The organism is Kitasatospora sp. NPDC057692 (assembly GCF_042799475.1).
In the GTDB taxonomy this organism is placed as follows: domain Bacteria; phylum Actinomycetota; class Actinomycetes; order Streptomycetales; family Streptomycetaceae; genus Kitasatospora.
In genome coordinates this window covers 37,495-52,067 of record NZ_JBHVIV010000032.1, presented here as the reverse complement: position 1 = coordinate 52,067, position 14,573 = coordinate 37,495, and the positions used below count along the sequence as shown (strand labels likewise).

The following is a 14,573-nucleotide window of genomic DNA, read 5'->3' as shown; positions in this document are numbered from 1 at the left end:
GTTGTGCAACGCAGCCGTACCCGTATTCGTCACCGTGTACGTGTAGGTGACCGTGTCCCCCACGTTCACCGGACCCGGGGTACTCGCCTGCTTCGTCAGCGACAGACCCGCGACACCCACCACCTCGACCGTGGCCTGCGCCGGTGGGCTCTCGACGGGCACGTCCTGCGGGTTGAGGCCGTTCGCCGTCGCCACATTGAGCACATGGCCCACCACCGCGTCGGCGGCCGTCACCACATAGGTACCGGTACACGTCGTGCTCTGCCCGGGACCGAGCGTCGTCTCGGAGCAGTTCACCGGCGTGACGTGGTCGTCCGCGACCTTCACGCTGTTCAGCGTCGTCGCGCCCGTGTTGGTGACCGTGTACGTGTAGGTGACGGTGTCGCCCACGTTCACCGGGCCGGGGGTGCTCGCCTGCTTCGTCAGACCCAGGCTCGACGTCGAGACCACGGGGACGGTGGCCTGGGCCGGCGGGGAGGTGACCGGCGCTCCGTCGGCCGTGCCCTGGGCGAGGGCGTTGTTGACGACCTGGCCGGCGTCGGCGTCCGGCTGGGTGACGACGTAGCTGCCGTGGCAGGTGGTGCTGTCGCCCGGGCTGCCGGCCGGGGCCAGCGTGGTGGCGTCACAGGTGATGCCGGTGACCCGGTCGTCGGTCACGCTGACGGCGTTCACCTGGACACCGCCGGTGTTGGTGACCAGGTAGCTGTAGGGCACGGTGTCCCCGACCGCGAACGGGCCGGGGGCGTCGACGTGCTTGGTGAGGTTGATGCCCGGTGGTGCCACGACCGGCACGTTCTCCGAGGCCGGCGGGGACTCGATCGGGGCGCCTTCGGCGGTGCCGGTGGCCACGGCCGTGTTGGCGATCTGGCCGGCCGCTGCGTCGGCGGCGGTCACCAGGTAGGTGGCCGTACACGTCACGGTCTCGCCGGGGTTCAGGGTGACGACGGGGCAGCTGACCGGCCCGACCTTGGGGTCGGTGACGCCCAGGTTGTCGATCGCCACGTTCCCGGAGTTGGTCACCACGAAGTCGTACGGGACGGGCGTGCCGACCGTGATGAGCCCGGGCAGCGGCTGGTGGACCTGCTTCACCAGGTTCAGCGCGGGCAGCGGCTGGTCGGTGGTGACCACCACGTTGCGGATCAGGTGGACGTCGGTGAACAGGCCGGTCGACCCGGCGAAGCCGAACTTGTAGGTGGACGGGACGGGCGTCGGAGCGGGGGTGGACAGCACCTGGTGCGGGCCGGTGCCGTCGTTGAAGTCCACACTGATCGTCAGCACCGGCGACGGCGCCGGGGTCAGGTGCACGTTCACCTGGCGGCGGGACGGCTCCAGCAGGGTCTCCGCCTGCACCGGGGTCGCCAGCGGCGGCATCACCGTCAGCGGGCCCTGCAGCTGGCCCGGCAGGGTCGAGGGCCACGGGCCGGTGGTGGTGAAGTTGCTGGTCGTCGCGGTCAGGAAGCAGTAGCCGGTGGTGCCGTCGCCCGGGCCGCGGACGGTGACCATGTTCGAGCCGGGCGCGGGGATGCGGAAGCCGGTGCCGGCCGGCGAGCGGGTCGCGCAGCCGTTGCCGCGCTGCTCCCAGTCGCCGAAGTAGTTGCCGAGGACGTCCAGCCCGACGCCCAGGTAGCCGCGGTCGACGCCGGGCAGGAAGGTGAGGCTCGGGTTGTCGTCGGGGAGTTTCTGCGCGTAGCCGAGGCTGCCGCCGAAGGCGCCCGGATGGGTGAGCGAGGTGTCGCCGTTGACCAGGAAGAAGGAGATGCCGTCGGCGGGGGTGGCGGGCGTGGTGCTGCCGTACTGCCACTGGTCGAAGGTGACGTCCAGGCCGTTGCCGGCGGGCAGCGCCTGGTCGAACAGGACGGCGCCGCTCTGGTCGTTCGAGGCGTCGGTGATCCGGAGGTAGCCGTGCGGCGCGGCGTTCAGCGGCGGCACCGGCCCGACCTCAAGGGCAGGGCAGCCGCCGAGCGGATGGCCGCCGGGGGTGAGGGTCCCGGCGGGCGCGCCGGTGAGGCAGGCGGAGCCGACGGCGGTGAAGCGGGGGTCCGCCGTGGCCCCGGTGAAGGTCTCCTGGAGCAGTGGTGTGCCGGTGGCCAGGACGCGCCCGCCGGTGCTCGCGGGCGCCTGCCGGGAGGCCGGTTCGGCCTGTGCCGGTAATCCGGTGAGGCCGGCGCCGAGCATTCCCAGCAGCGTTGCTGTCGTCACGAGGCGGGCCGTGCGCTCCAGAAGGCGCGACGGACCGCAAAGGTCTCTTGTCATGGAAACAATATGTGCACATAATATTACTATCTGTCATTCTGGCGAGCCGTCACGTGCGCCATCGGGGTCGGCGCGACGACCGGACGGACCCCCGGCCCTCAGGGGTGGCGGGCCGTCACCGCGCGGTCCCGGTCCGCGGCCTGGCCGGGGGCCGGCAGCTGAGGGCCGAAGGCCTGCTCGCGACCGAGGTAGCGGGCACGGATGGCGGCGACGATGTCGGCGCTGGCGCTGCCGTCGCCGTACGGGGAGGGGACCTGGGCGAGTCGGCCGGCGAGCGTCGCGTCGTCGAGCATCTCCCTTAGGGCTCGGGCGAGTTGGTGGCCCGGCTGGGCCAGGCGGGCGAAGCCGGCCCGGACGGCTTCGGGGCGCTCGGTGGAGTTGCGGACCACGATCAGGGGGCGCTTGAGGACGGTGCACTCCTCCTGCACGCCGCCGGAGTCGGAGACCAGCAGACGGCAGTGGCGGGCCAGGGCCAGGAAGGTGGCGTGGTCGAGCGGGGGGATCTGCCGCAGCCGGACGATCGAGTGGCGCAGGCCGAACCGGTCGACGGCGGACCGGGTGCGCGGGTGCAGCGGCATCAGCACGGGCAGGTCGAGGGCGGCGAGCTGGTCGAGCAGCTGCGCCAGGCGCGCGGGGTCGTCGGTGTTCTCCGGGCGGTGGACGGTGGCGAGCACGTAGGCGTCCCGGGCCACCCGGTACCGGGCGAGGACGCCGCGGGCGTCGCTCTCCGTGGGGAGCGTCTCCAGCGTCGCCTCGACGACGGTGTTGCCGGTGACGAGGACGCGTCCGGCCTCGACGCCCTCGCGCAGCAGGTGGGCGGCGGCCGTCGGGGTCGGGGCGCAGTGCAGGTCGGCGACGGGGGCGATGAGGCGCCGGTTGGTCTCCTCCGGCATCTCGTTGTCGAAGGAGCGCAGGCCCGCTTCCACATGGACGACCGGAATCCCCGCGCAGTGCGCGCCCAGGGCTCCGGCGGCGGCGGTGTTGGTGTCCCCCTGGACGACGACGGCGGCCGGGGGGCGCTCGGTGAAGTGGTCGCTGAGGGTGGCGACCATGCGGCCGATCTGCCGGCCGCGGGCCTCGCCGCCGACGCCCTTGAGGAGGTGGTCCGGACGGGGCAGGCCGTACTGGTCGAAGAAGCAGGTGGTGAGGCCGGCGTCCCAGTGCTGGCCGGTCCAGACGATCCTGGCCTGCGGCCCGAGGCGACGGGCGACGCCGGCGAGTTTGACGATTTCCGGTCGGGTTCCCAAGACCAGCGCGATGTCGGCGGAAGGCATTGTTCTCCGATTGTCATATGTGTCGGTAGGGCTGGTGCAGTATCGACACGGCACCGCCGCGGGACACGGGGAATCCGCGCCCGGACCTCGGCAAGGCCCCCCTGTCGGCCCAACGCCCTCCCGGACGGCGCAGCGGTGGCGGACGCCGGCGGCCGGGCCCGGCCGCGGGTTCCGCGGGATGCGGCGTGCGGGTGGAATCGCCCCGGGCGACGCGTGGCGTCGCCGCTCCGGCCGCGGCGGGCCAGCACCATACGGGAGTCCTGGCCGACGCCGCCCGGCGGTGTCGACCACCCGGTGGAGATGGAGGAGTCCTGGTGTACGGAAACATTCACGGCGGGATCCCGCCGGCGGCCGGAGTCGGCGGAGCCCTGGCCGCCACCGGGACGCCCGGCCTCGGGATCGCGGCGGCCGTCGCGGTGGTGATGGTGGTGACCGGTGTCGCGCTGATCCGCCGCGGCCACCTGGCCGCCGACGCCCGGGAGCAGGGCCATCAGGAGCGCGGCCGAGGGTGAACCGTTCAACGAGCGCGGGCCGCCAAGGAGAATCGTTTCTTCTCGGCGGCCCCGCTTCCCGCCCCTCGTCCCGGGAGTCCCGCTGTGACCACTGAGACCTCTTCACTGTCCGGGGCGTCGTCCTGGACGACCCGCCGGAGCGGGCCCGCGGCGGGCCGCACCACGGTGCTCGGCCGGGTCTTCGGGCCCGTGCTGCTCGGCACGACCGGCCTGCTCGTCGCCGGCGAGCACGCCTACCGCCACCAGGAGCTCGCCTCGGCGGCGTGGTTCGTCGGACGCCTCCTGGGCCTGCGCACGATGCTCCTGGCCGGGCCGAGCGCCCCGGTCCTCTACGCCGGCACGGACGCCGGCCTGCACCGCGGGATCGCGCTGACGGCCGGCTGCAGCAGCGCGCTGCTGATGGCCCCGTTCGCCCTGCTGACCGGCCTGCTGCTGCTCTTCAGCACCCGCCGACCCGTTCGGCTGCTGCTGGCGTTCGCCGTGGCCGCCGCCCTGCTGGTGGCCACCAACCTCGGCCGGATCACGCTGATCGTCGCCATGCAGCACCACCTCGGCGAGGAGGGCTTCGGCTGGGCCCACGTGCTGTTCGGATCGGTCCTGATGATGGCCGCCGCACTCGCCGCCTTCCTGCTCTACCTGCGCATCGTCGCCCGCGGGACCGCGCCCGACGGCAAGGAGCCCGAGCAGTGACCCTCCTCGACACCTCGGTCTCGCTCTCCTTCGTCCTGGGCATCAGCTTCCTGGCCTACGTCGCGGTCATCGTGCGCAACTACCTGCGCGCCCGTTCCCTGCCGCCCGGCGATCCGGCCGCCTTCGACTGGCACTTCTTCATCCCCTGCCGGGACGAGGAGGCCGTCATCGGCGCCACCCTCGACCACCTCGACGAGCACTTCCCCGAAGCCACCGTGTGGGTGGTCGACGACCACTCCACGGACGGCACCGCCGAGCTGGTCCTGGTGCGGGAACACGCCGGCCGGCCCGTCCACCTCGTCTCCCGGCACCTGCCCGAGGCGCGGACCGGCAAGGGCGACGCGCTCAACGCCGCCTACCGGGCGCTGAACGCCGAGCTGTGGCACGGCACCGACGCCGACCGGGTGATCGTCTGCGTCCTGGACGCCGACGGCCGCCCCTCCCCGAACCTGTTCGAGGTCTGCTCCGGCCAGGCCTACTTCGGCGACCGGAGGATCGGCGGCGTCCAGGTCGAGGTCCGGATGTCCAACCGGGACGTCGCCACGCCGCTGCCCGGGCGCGGGCCGGTCGCCAACCGCTGCGCCCGGCTGCTGGCCCGCCTCCAGGACCTGGAGTTCCGCGGGCCGATCTCGGCGATGCAGATCACCCGGCGGCACACCGGGACGGTCAACGTCGGCGGCAACGGCCAGCTCACCCGGCTGTCGGCGCTGGACTCCATCGGGTTCGACGACGAACAGCCGTGGGGCAAGGCCCTGCTGGAGGACTTCGAACTGGGCCTGCGGCTGATGCTGGCCGGCTGGCGCAACGGCTACACCACCGACGCCTGGGTCGACCAGGAGGCCCTGTGGAGCATGCGGCAGCTGCTCACCCAGCGGGTGCGCTGGGCCCAGGGCTCCATGCAGTGCGCCCGCTACATGCGCTCGATCTGGGGCTCCCGCGAGTTCACCACCCTCGGCTTCCTGGAGGTCCTGTACTTCATGGCCCAGCCCTGGCTCCAGCTCGTCGGCCTCGTCGCCTACCTGGTGCCGATCCTGGTGTTCTCCTACAACGCCGTCACCTACCCGCAGTTCACGCTCGACTTCCTCCAGCACGGCGGCGCCCCGCTGCTGCTGATCTACCTGCTGATCGGGGTGGGCGAGTTCGCACTGTGGGGGCCGCTGTACCGGCGGCGCTGCGAACCGGACATCAGCCTCCGCGCCGCGCTCGGCTACGGCCTCGCCCTGGCCCTCTACGCCGCCGCCACCTACGTCGTGGCGGTCCGCGCGTTCTGGCGGATCCTGCGCCGCAAGGACTCCTGGCACAAGACCGCCCGCACCGCGCTGCCGCACCCCGTCGATCCCCTCGACCGCCTTGATCACATCGACCGCATCGACCACCTCGACCACCGCGACCGGTCGGCCGCGGTCGGCGAGTTCGCCCCCTGAGCTCCCCGCCGGCCGACCCGGGGATGGGCCGCGCGAGCGGAATTCCGGAAAACCCCCTCGCGCCACGTACGAAAATCAGACAACCCGGTCGTCGCATGCGCACGCTGGTAAGGCCCTCACCCCCTTCCCCAGGAAAGGCCCCCCTCCCCGTGAGAACACGCATGCGCACCCGCCTCCTGGCCGGTACCGCCCTCGCCGCAGGCATCCTGACCTCGGTGGCCGGCCCGGCGTTCGCCGCGCTCACCTCCCCCGAGGCCAACGCCTACGTCGTCTCCGCCGACGCCTTCGGCAACCTGGCCGCCGTACCGCCGACCCCCACCTCCACCTATCCGCCCGGCGGCACCTCCACCCTGGTAGGCCTCACCGCCGGGCCCTACGCCACCGACTCCACGCTGACCGCCACCACCGCGGGCGACCCGACCACGGGGACCTCCTCGGCCTCCGCCACCGTCGACAGCATCGGCGTCAACTTCGGCCCCGTCGGCAGCGCGACCCTGACCGGCGTCAACGCCACCTGCAACGCCACCCCCAGCGGCGCCACCGGGAACGGCACCATCGCCGGCGGCACGGTCACCCTGCCGGCCCCGCTCCCCCCGGTCACCCTGCAGGCCAACGCCCCCCAGAACACCTCGGTCAGCATCCCCGGCATCGGCCAGGTGATCCTCAACGAGCAGAGCACCGACGCCGACGGCGTCCTGACCGTCAACGCCGTCCACTTCATCCTGCTGCCCGCGCTCAACGGCGCGAACCTGATCATCGGCCACGCCCAGTGCGGCGGCGCGTCGCCCGCCACCCCCGTTCCCATGATCAACGCCCAGGTCGCCTCCGCGACCGGCGCCGCGACCGTGGCCGTCGGCCTCGGCGTCGTCTACCTGCGCCGTCGCGGCGGCGGCACGGCCACCCCGGCCGCCTGACCGGTCCCCGGCGCGGACCCGAGGGCGCCCCGACCGTCTGTGCTCGGTCGGGGCGCCCTCGGGCGTCCGGACGGATCAGTGGCCGAGGCCCTCCGGGGCGTCGCTGCGGGCGCGCTCGGGCACTCCCCGGGGGAGCAGCTCGGCGGCGCGCTCGGCGACCTCCCGGTGCAGGGCGTCGCGCACGGCCCGGACGGCGGGCCGCGTCACCGCCTCGCGCCGCACGGCCAGGGTGATCGGCAGTCGGATGTCGACCTCCTCGGCCAGCAGCCGCCGCAGTCCGGCCCGCTCGGCGAGGAAGGCGGGCAGCACGCCGATACCGGCCCCCAGCCTGGCCGCCTCCACCTGGGCGAAGACGTTGGTGGAGGAGAACGCGGGTGTGCTGCCCGGCAGATGGCGTTCGATGTCGAGGTCGCCGACCTGGAGCATCGACTCGATGTAGAAGATCAGCGGATGCTCCCGCAGCGCGCCGACCGTGTCGGGCGCCCCGCACCGCGCGAGGTACTCGTCGGCGGCGTACAGCCCCAGCGCGTAGTCGGTGAGGTGCTCCGTGACCAGCCGGCTTCGCGGCGGCCTGCCGATGGTCAGAGCGAGGTCGAAGCCGGCCGGTCGCAGCGTCAACTGCCTGGTCGCCGTCATGAGTTCGGCCTGCAGCCGGGGGTGGTTCCGGCGCACCCGGGCCAGCGCCGGGGTGGCGAAGACGGTGCCGAAGCCGTCCGGCGCGCTCACCCGGACGGTGCCGTGCAGGGACGGCGCGTCCTGCCCGGACACCGCGTCGACGGCGCGGACGAGGGCGTCCTCGATCGCGTGGGCGCTCTCGCAGACGGCCTTCCCGGCCTCCGTCAGGGCCCAGCCCTCGGTGCCGCGTTCCAGCAGCCGCACGCCCAGGCTCTTCTCCAGTGCGGCGATCCGGCGGGACACGGTGGTGTGGTCCACGCCGAGCGCGTCGGCGGCGGTCACCAGCCGCCCCGTCCGGGCGACCGCGAGCAGGTGGCGCAGGTCGTCCGCGCGGAGCCGGTCGCCGAGCGGGCGGGGACGGGAAGGCACGGCCTCACCCTATCTGCATCCGCGCACACCGGGTCTGCGTGATTGGCGCTTGAACGCACACCCGCGCGGGCGGCACAGTCGAACCTTCCCGGCGGGGGCGCCCGGCCACCGCCCTCCCAGCGTTGAGGGGTTCCCCATGGTTGCCGACCTCGCCCTGCCGCGGATCATGCGTGTCGGCCGCGGCGCCGCCGCCGAACTCGGCGACGTCCTCCGGGAACTGGGGCTCAGCCGCCCGCTCCTGGTCACGGACGCCTTCCTGGTCGGCAGCGGCGCGGCCGAGCGGCTGACCGCGACACTGCTGGACGCCGGGCTGCAGCCACGGCTGTTCGCGGACACCGTGCCCGATCCGACCACCGACTCGCTGGTCCCGGGCCTGGAGGCACTGCGCGCCCACGGCGCGGACTCGGTCATCGGGTTCGGCGGCGGCAGCCCGATGGACAGTGCCAAGGCGCTCGCCCTGCTGGGCGTGCAGGGCGGCCGGATGCGCGACTACAAGGCGCCGCACGTCAACCACGGGCCGGCGCTGCCGGTGATCGCCGTCCCGACCACCGCCGGCAGCGGCTCGGAGGCGACCCGGTTCACCGTCATCACCGACAGCGCCACGGACGAGAAGATGCTCTGTCCGGGGCCGGCGTTCCTGCCGGTCGCCGCCGTGATCGACGTCGAGCTGACCATGTCGATGCCGCCCCGGCTGACCGCCGACACCGGCATCGACGCCCTCACCCACGCGGTCGAGGCGTACGTGAGCCGCAAGGCCAACCCGTTCTCCGACGGCCTCGCCCTCACCGCGATCGGCACCATCGGCCGCCGGCTGCGCCGCGCCTACGCGGACGGCTCGGACACCGGGGCGCGCGAGGCCATGATGCTCGCCGCGACCCAGGCCGGCATCGCCTTCTCGAACTCCAGCGTCGCCCTGGTGCACGGCATGAGCCGCCCGATCGGCGCCCACTTCCACGTCGCCCACGGGCTGTCGAACGCGATGCTGTTCCCCGCCGTCACCGCCTTCTCCGTCCACGCCGCGCCCGCCCGGTACGCCGACTGCGCCCGCGCCCTGGGGGCCGCGACCGCCGCCGACCCCGACGAGGCGGCCGCCGACCTGCTCGTGGACGCGCTGCGCACCCTCTGCCGCGACCTGGACGTCCCCACCCCGCGCAGCTACGGCATCGCCCACGACAGCTGGACCCGCCTCACCCCCCTGATGGCCGAACAGGCCCTGGCCTCGGGCTCCCCCGCCAACAACCCCGCGATCCCCACGGCCGCCCAGATCGAGGAGCTCTACGCCCGGATCTACGACTGACCCTCCGCCGTCCCGTCGCCGTCCGGCCGGCCGTCACCTGACAGGACTTTCAGCCCGCGGGCGCACCCCAGACCGGACCCGGGTAAGGTGGCGGATCATGGCCAGTCGTAAAACGTCGATCTTGGAAGCAGCGGCGCGGGTGATCGCGCGCCGCGGGGTGCGCGGGCTGCGGGTGGAGGAGCTCGCCGCCGAGGCGGGGGTGTCCACCGCGCTGATCTACTACCACTTCAAGGACCGCACGGGGATCCTCAAGCAGACGCTGGAGTTCATCAACGACCGGGCGGAGCGGTACACCACCGAGCGCGCCGCGGACGCGCCGCCGCTCACAGCCCGCGAGGAGCTGGAGCAGACCCTGCTGCTGGAGCTGCAGGACACCGTGGAGGTGCGGGAGAACAGCACCGCCTGGGGTGAGCTGCGGGCGAGCGCGGTGTTCGACGAGACGCTGCGCGAGGACCTGGCGCGGGCGACCAGGATCTGGGTGCAGGAGGTGGCCGAGCTGCTCGGCACGGTGCGGCCGATGTCCTCGGCGGTCGCACTGGCGGGTGCGGCGGAGCGGCTGACCGCGCTGCTGGAGGGGCTGAGCACCCGCTGGCTGAGCGGCAGCCTGCCGCTGGCGCACGCCCGGACGCTGATGACCGACGCGATCGACGCCGAGGTGGCCCGGCTCGGGTCCTGACCCGGGAACCGGGCCGCCGGCCGCGGATCCGCCACAGTGCGTGCACCACCGCTGCACGATACGTCGCCTTCGGCCCGTCGGTTTGACTGACTTTTCAGTCAGTGCGACGCTGGAACGGCCGGACGGGCCCCTCGCCCCGCCCGGGCACCGCCGCACGATCGGGAGACCCTCATGAGCCACTACCGCGACGACCGGCCCGCCGAGCCCTTCTCCTGGGTCCCGGCCGACGACGTCCCGCACGCGCGGACCTGGATGTCCTGGCCCTCCCGGCGCGGCGTGTGGGGGCTGCGGCTGGGCGGGGTCCAGCAGGACATCGCGCTGATCGCCCGGACGATCGCCGAGTTCGAGCCGGTGGTGATGTGCGCCCCCGACGACTGGACGGCGGGCAAGGCCCGGGCGCAGTGCGGCTCCGGCGTCGAGGTGATCACCGCGATCCCCACCGACGACCTGTGGATGCGCGACATCGCCCCGGTGTTCCGCCGCGACGGCTACGGCGGCCTGGACGCCGTGGTCCTCAACTTCAACGGCTGGGGCGACAAGCAGGTCCACCACGACGACGCCCGGGTCGCCGAGCGGCTCGCCGCCCACCGGGGGCTGCGCCACTCCTACGCGGACTTCGTCGGCGAGGGCGGCGCGATCGAGACCGACGGCGACGGCACCGTGATGGCCACCGAGAGCAGCCTGGTGAACAAGAACCGCAACCGCGGCATGAGCCGGGACGAGATCGAGGACGCCGTCCTGGACGCCTACGGCGCGGACACCATGATCTGGCTGCCGGGCATCAAGGGCCAGGACATCACCGACGACCACGTCGACGTCACCTCGCGCTTCGTGCGCCCCGGCGTGGTGATGGTCCAGCTGCCGCCGGCCGACCGCGACGACGTCTGGGCCCGCGACGCCCGCGAGCAGTTCGCCCTGCTGTCCGCCGCCACCGACGCCCGGGGCCGCCGCCTCCAGGTCGTCCCCGTGCACGGCCCTGACACCGTGCGCTCCCGCAGCTCGAAGTTCGTCGACTCCTACCTCAACTTCCACCTCGTCAACGGCGGCGTCGTCACCACCCAGTTCGGCGACCCCTACAAGGACGCCGCCGCCAGGGAGGCGCTCGCCGCGGCCTTCCCCGGCCGCGAGGTGGTGCAGATCGACGTCGACCGGCTGATGGCCGGGGGCGGCGGCATCCACTGCTCGACCATGCACGAGCCGCTGCCGTAGCCCCGTGGGGCCGGGCCCGGTGCGCGCGCCGGGCCCGGCGCCGCGGCCTCAGACCGCGGGCTGCTGCTGGGTGACGCAGTGGATCCCGCCGCCGCCCGCCGCGAGGGCGTCGATGTTCAGCTGCTCGACGGTCCGGCCGGGGAACAGCCTGGCGAGGGTGGCCCTGGCCGCGCTGTCGGCCCTGGTGTCGCCGAACTGCGCGGAGATCACCGCGTTGTTGCACAGGTAGTAGTTGGCGTAGGAGCCGACGACGTTCGGGTCGGTGGAGCGGATCAGGTTGTAGTCGGGGCCCTGGATCTGGCTGACCGCGAACGGCGTCCCCTGGGCGCTGGTGGCGGAGGTCAGGGCCCGGTACTGCTGGCGCTGGTCCTCGGACCAGACGTCGGTGTCGCGGGCCAGGGGCTTCTGGACCACGGCCGCCCCGCCGCCGGTGAACCGGGAGGTGGCGTCCACGTGGTCGTCGGTGACGTCCTGGCCCGCGATGCCCGGGAACCAGATGACCTTGGACGCGCCGAACGCGGAGCACAGCGCGGCCTCGGCCTGCGCCTGGGACATCCCGGGGTTGCGGTTGGCGTTGAGGACGCTGCTGCGGGTGGCCATCAGCGTCCCGGCGCCGTCGGTCTCCACGCCGCCGCCCTCGGCGACCAGGCCGGCGGCGGTGAACGGCAGCCCCAGGCGGGCCGCGAGGCGCGGGGCGACCAGCGCGTCGTTGCCGTGCGGGTTCTGGTGGTTGCCCCAGCCGTTGAAGTTGAGGCCGATCGTGTCGAGGCCGCCCGCGCCGTCGGTGCGGAAGACCGGGCCGGTGTCGCGCATCCAGCAGTCGTCCACCGGGATGTCCCCGATGACGGTGACGGCCGCGCCGCACATCGACCGGGCCTTGGCGACGCTCGCCGGGTTGGCGCACACGGTCACCGGCTCGTACTTCGCGACGGTCCTGGCGATCAGCGCGATGTTCGCCTGGACCGCGGCGAGCCGGCCGCGCCAGATGGTGCTGCTGTCCGGCCAGGCCATCCAGGTCCGGGTGTGCCGGACGGTGTCCAGCGGCACCCGGAAGCCCCCGGCGGCGCCCTGGCCCGCGGCGGCGGTCCGGCGCTCGGCCGCCTGCGCCGTGCCGCCGGCGGCACCGGCCAGCGCGGTCCCGGCGACGGCGAGCCCGGCGGCCGTCAGGAACCGGCGGCGGCCGAGGTCCCGGGTGAGCGGCGTCCCGGCTCCGGAGCGTTCGTCCATTACTGCCTCCCTCTCAAAGTGCTGTGCTCGTCGAGCAGTTGACCGAAAAGCTAGAACTGACCAAGCGCTCGGTCAATACTTCGGACGGAGATCGGCCCCGAACCGCCCCTGCCGCGCTCCCCCGGTCGTTACAGTGGCGCCCATGGCGACTCGGGCGACACGCACAGTTCCGGCAACGGCCTCCGGACCGCGCGGCACCGGCCGCGCGCGGGCGTCCGCCAAGGGCGAGCAGACCCGGGCGCGGCTGATCGCGGCGGCCCGCACCCTGCTCGCGGGCGGCGACGCCGGCCGGTTCACCACCCGCAACGTCGCCGCGCTGTGCGGGGTGTCGCACGGGATGTGCCACTACCACTTCGCCGACCGCACCGATCTGATCGTGGCCGTGGTGGCGGACATCCGCCCGGAGTGGATCACCCCGCTGGAGGAGGCGGTGGGCGGCCCCGGCGGGCACGCCGAACGGGCGGAGCGGGTGCTGGACCTGCTCACCCGGCCGGAGAGCCCCGACCTGGCCCGCCTGCACGCCGCCCTGCACTGGCTCGCCCTCAACGACGAGCGCGTCCACACGAGCCTGGAGGCCGAGTACGCGCGCTGGCGGTCCTCCTTCGTCCGCCTGTTCCGGTGCCTGGCCGACGAGCGGGGCAGCGCCGCCGACCCCGTCCCGCTGGGTGAGGCCCTCGCCGCGGCCGTGGACGGACTCGCCGCCATCGGGTCGCTGGACGCGGCGGTGGACGCCCGGCGGGTGCTGCGGACGCTGCTGGACGCCCTCGCCTCGACCGTGTGACCGGCCCGGGCGCGCTCACGACGGGGTCGGGCCGGGTACGGCGGGCTGCTGCTGGGTGGCGCAGTGGATCCCGCCGCCGCCACCGGCGATGTGGTGGATGTCGACCTGGGTGACCGTGCGCCCCGGGTGCAGGTCGCCGATGACGGCGGCCGCGTGGTCGTCGGCGGCCGGGTCCCCGAAGCGCGGGACGATCACGCCGCCGTTGCAGACGTAGTAGTTGATGTAGGTGGCGAGGAAGTCCTTGCCGGCGCCCTGGATCAGCTCGAAGTCCGGCTCGGGCAGGTCCACCACCCGGAGCCTGCGTCCCCTGGCGTCGGTCGCGGACTCCAGCACCTGCCGCGCCTGCGCCGAGGCCGTGGTCCAGACGTCCGGCGGGGTGTCGGCGGCGGGGCGGTGCAGCAGGACGGTCCCGGGCTCGGCGAAGCGGGCGAGCGCGTCGACGTGGCAGTCGGTGATGTCCTGCCCGGCGACGCCCTGGAACCAGATCACCTTCTCGACGCCCAGCAGCTCCTTGAAGGCCGCCTCGATCCGGTCGCGGGACACCCCGGGATTGCGGTTCTCGTTGACCCAGGAGCTCTCGGTGGCCATCAGCGTGCCCTCCCCGTCCACCTCGATGCCGCCGCCCTCGCCGGTGACCGGTGCCTGGACGCGGGTGATGCCGTAGTGGGCCAGCAGGGTGCGGGCGACCTGGCCGTCGTTGGCGTGGGTCTGCTTGCCGCCCCAGCCGTTGAAGTTGAAGTCGACCCCGGCGAGCCCCTGCGGGCCGATGACGAAGGTCGGTCCGGTGTCCCGGGCCCACAGGTCGTCGACCATCAGGTCCAGCACCTCCACCGAGGAGCCGCAGGACCGGCGGGCCTGGTCGGCCTGGTCGGGACGGGCCAGCAGCACCACCGGCTCGAAGCCGGCCACGGCCCGGGCCAGGCCCGCGATGTCCTGCCGGACGCCGGGCAGCTGGTCGCCCCACACCTCCTCCAGGGCCGGCCAGGCCATGAAGGTGCGGGTGTGCGGGGCGGACTCGGCCGGCATGGTCGGCCTGCTCACCGCCGGTCCGCCGGACGGGGAGGCGGCCGGCGCGGTGGCCGGACCGCCGGCCGGAGCGGTGGCGCCGGCGCCGGACGGCTGCTCCTCGCCGTCGGAGGAGCAGCCGCCGGCGAGGGCCAGGGCGGCGAGCGCCGCCCCGGACCGGAGGAGCGAGCGACGGGAGGGCCGGGGCTGAGCCATGGAGCCTCGTTCCGGTAGGTGGGGCGGGGTTCGGATCCGCACGCTACTGAC

At 73.8% G+C, this 14,573-nt stretch carries 12 protein-coding genes and 1 pseudogene; 8 read left to right on the top strand and 5 right to left on the bottom strand.

Annotated features, from left to right (window positions below; translation table 11 throughout):
• Both ACFVFS_RS19690 and wecB read right to left on the bottom strand, forming a co-directional pair.
• A pseudogene (locus ACFVFS_RS19690) lies at nt 1-1,929 on the bottom strand (hypothetical protein); the annotation flags it as partial.
• A 422-nt stretch (nt 1,930-2,351) separates the two neighbouring features.
• Nucleotides 2,352-3,500 carry a non-hydrolyzing UDP-N-acetylglucosamine 2-epimerase gene (wecB, locus tag ACFVFS_RS19685; RefSeq protein ID WP_380625826.1) on the bottom strand — a complete coding sequence of 383 codons (1,149 nt, stop codon included), beginning with the start codon at nt 3,498-3,500 and terminating at the stop codon, nt 2,352-2,354.
• Nucleotides 3,501-3,841: 341 nt separating this feature from the next.
• Here wecB and ACFVFS_RS19680 point away from each other — a divergent pair, with 341 nt between their 5' ends.
• From ACFVFS_RS19680 to ACFVFS_RS19665, 4 genes are all read left to right on the top strand, one after another.
• Entirely contained in the window at nt 3,842-4,039 is a 198-nt protein-coding gene (locus tag ACFVFS_RS19680) for a hypothetical protein (RefSeq protein WP_380625825.1), read from the top strand.
• An 84-nt stretch (nt 4,040-4,123) separates the two neighbouring features.
• Nucleotides 4,124-4,729: an archaeosortase/exosortase family protein gene (locus ACFVFS_RS19675; protein ID WP_380625823.1), complete on the top strand. Its 606-nt coding sequence runs from the start codon at nt 4,124-4,126 to the stop codon at nt 4,727-4,729.
• Nucleotides 4,726-6,153: a glycosyltransferase gene (locus ACFVFS_RS19670; protein WP_380625821.1), complete on the top strand. Its 1,428-nt coding sequence runs from the start codon at nt 4,726-4,728 to the stop codon at nt 6,151-6,153. Before ACFVFS_RS19675 ends, ACFVFS_RS19670 begins: the two co-directional genes overlap by 4 nt.
• 161 nt (nt 6,154-6,314) lie before the next feature.
• Nucleotides 6,315-7,067 carry a choice-of-anchor P family protein gene (locus ACFVFS_RS19665; protein ID WP_380625819.1) on the top strand — a complete coding sequence of 251 codons (753 nt, stop codon included), beginning with the start codon at nt 6,315-6,317 and terminating at the stop codon, nt 7,065-7,067.
• A 75-nt stretch (nt 7,068-7,142) separates the two neighbouring features.
• Here ACFVFS_RS19665 and ACFVFS_RS19660 read toward each other — a convergent pair whose 3' ends face one another.
• A complete protein-coding gene (locus tag ACFVFS_RS19660; protein WP_380625817.1) occupies nt 7,143-8,111 on the bottom strand; it encodes a LysR family transcriptional regulator in 969 nt (322 codons plus the stop codon).
• Nucleotides 8,112-8,247: 136 nt separating this feature from the next.
• Between ACFVFS_RS19660 and ACFVFS_RS19655 the strand changes: the two genes are divergently transcribed.
• The 3 genes from ACFVFS_RS19655 (at nt 8,248) to ACFVFS_RS19645 (ending at nt 11,293) form a co-directional block, all read left to right on the top strand.
• On the top strand, nt 8,248-9,408 hold the full coding sequence (locus ACFVFS_RS19655) for an iron-containing alcohol dehydrogenase (RefSeq protein WP_380625815.1): 1,161 nt from the start codon (nt 8,248-8,250) through the stop codon (nt 9,406-9,408).
• Nucleotides 9,409-9,505: 97 nt separating this feature from the next.
• Complete coding sequence (locus ACFVFS_RS19650) at nt 9,506-10,084, top strand: TetR/AcrR family transcriptional regulator (RefSeq protein ID WP_380625813.1); 579 nt, start codon at nt 9,506-9,508, stop codon at nt 10,082-10,084.
• A gap of 171 nt (nt 10,085-10,255) precedes the next feature.
• Nucleotides 10,256-11,293 (top strand): agmatine/peptidylarginine deiminase, encoded by a 1,038-nt coding sequence (locus tag ACFVFS_RS19645; RefSeq protein WP_380625811.1) that lies wholly within the window; start codon nt 10,256-10,258, stop codon nt 11,291-11,293.
• Nucleotides 11,294-11,341: 48 nt separating this feature from the next.
• Here the strand turns inward: ACFVFS_RS19645 and ACFVFS_RS19640 are convergent, their stop codons facing one another.
• Nucleotides 11,342-12,520 (bottom strand): agmatine/peptidylarginine deiminase, encoded by a 1,179-nt coding sequence (locus ACFVFS_RS19640; RefSeq protein ID WP_380625809.1) that lies wholly within the window; start codon nt 12,518-12,520, stop codon nt 11,342-11,344.
• 142 nt (nt 12,521-12,662) lie between these two features.
• Here ACFVFS_RS19640 and ACFVFS_RS19635 point away from each other — a divergent pair, with 142 nt between their 5' ends.
• Nucleotides 12,663-13,301, top strand: a complete 639-nt coding sequence (locus tag ACFVFS_RS19635; protein ID WP_380625807.1) for a TetR/AcrR family transcriptional regulator — start codon at nt 12,663-12,665, stop codon at nt 13,299-13,301.
• A gap of 15 nt (nt 13,302-13,316) precedes the next feature.
• Here ACFVFS_RS19635 and ACFVFS_RS19630 read toward each other — a convergent pair whose 3' ends face one another.
• A complete protein-coding gene (locus ACFVFS_RS19630; protein ID WP_380625805.1) occupies nt 13,317-14,522 on the bottom strand; it encodes an agmatine deiminase family protein in 1,206 nt (401 codons plus the stop codon).
• Nucleotides 14,523-14,573 lie beyond the last annotated feature (51 nt).

What these genes read in the sequence shown, in the direction of transcription:
- ACFVFS_RS19635 (WP_380625807.1), top strand. Translation starts at nt 12,663, where the DNA reads ATGGCGACTCGGGCGACACGCACAGTTCCGGCAACGGCCTCCGGACCG.
- ACFVFS_RS19645 (WP_380625811.1), top strand. Translation starts at nt 10,256, where the DNA reads ATGAGCCACTACCGCGACGACCGGCCCGCCGAGCCCTTCTCCTGGGTC.
- ACFVFS_RS19630 (WP_380625805.1), bottom strand. Translation starts at nt 14,522, where the DNA reads ATGGCTCAGCCCCGGCCCTCCCGTCGCTCGCTCCTCCGGTCCGGGGCG.
- ACFVFS_RS19650 (WP_380625813.1), top strand. Translation starts at nt 9,506, where the DNA reads ATGGCCAGTCGTAAAACGTCGATCTTGGAAGCAGCGGCGCGGGTGATC.
- ACFVFS_RS19640 (WP_380625809.1), bottom strand. Translation starts at nt 12,520, where the DNA reads ATGGACGAACGCTCCGGAGCCGGGACGCCGCTCACCCGGGACCTCGGC.
- ACFVFS_RS19665 (WP_380625819.1), top strand. Translation starts at nt 6,315, where the DNA reads ATGCGCACCCGCCTCCTGGCCGGTACCGCCCTCGCCGCAGGCATCCTG.
- ACFVFS_RS19655 (WP_380625815.1), top strand. Translation starts at nt 8,248, where the DNA reads ATGGTTGCCGACCTCGCCCTGCCGCGGATCATGCGTGTCGGCCGCGGC.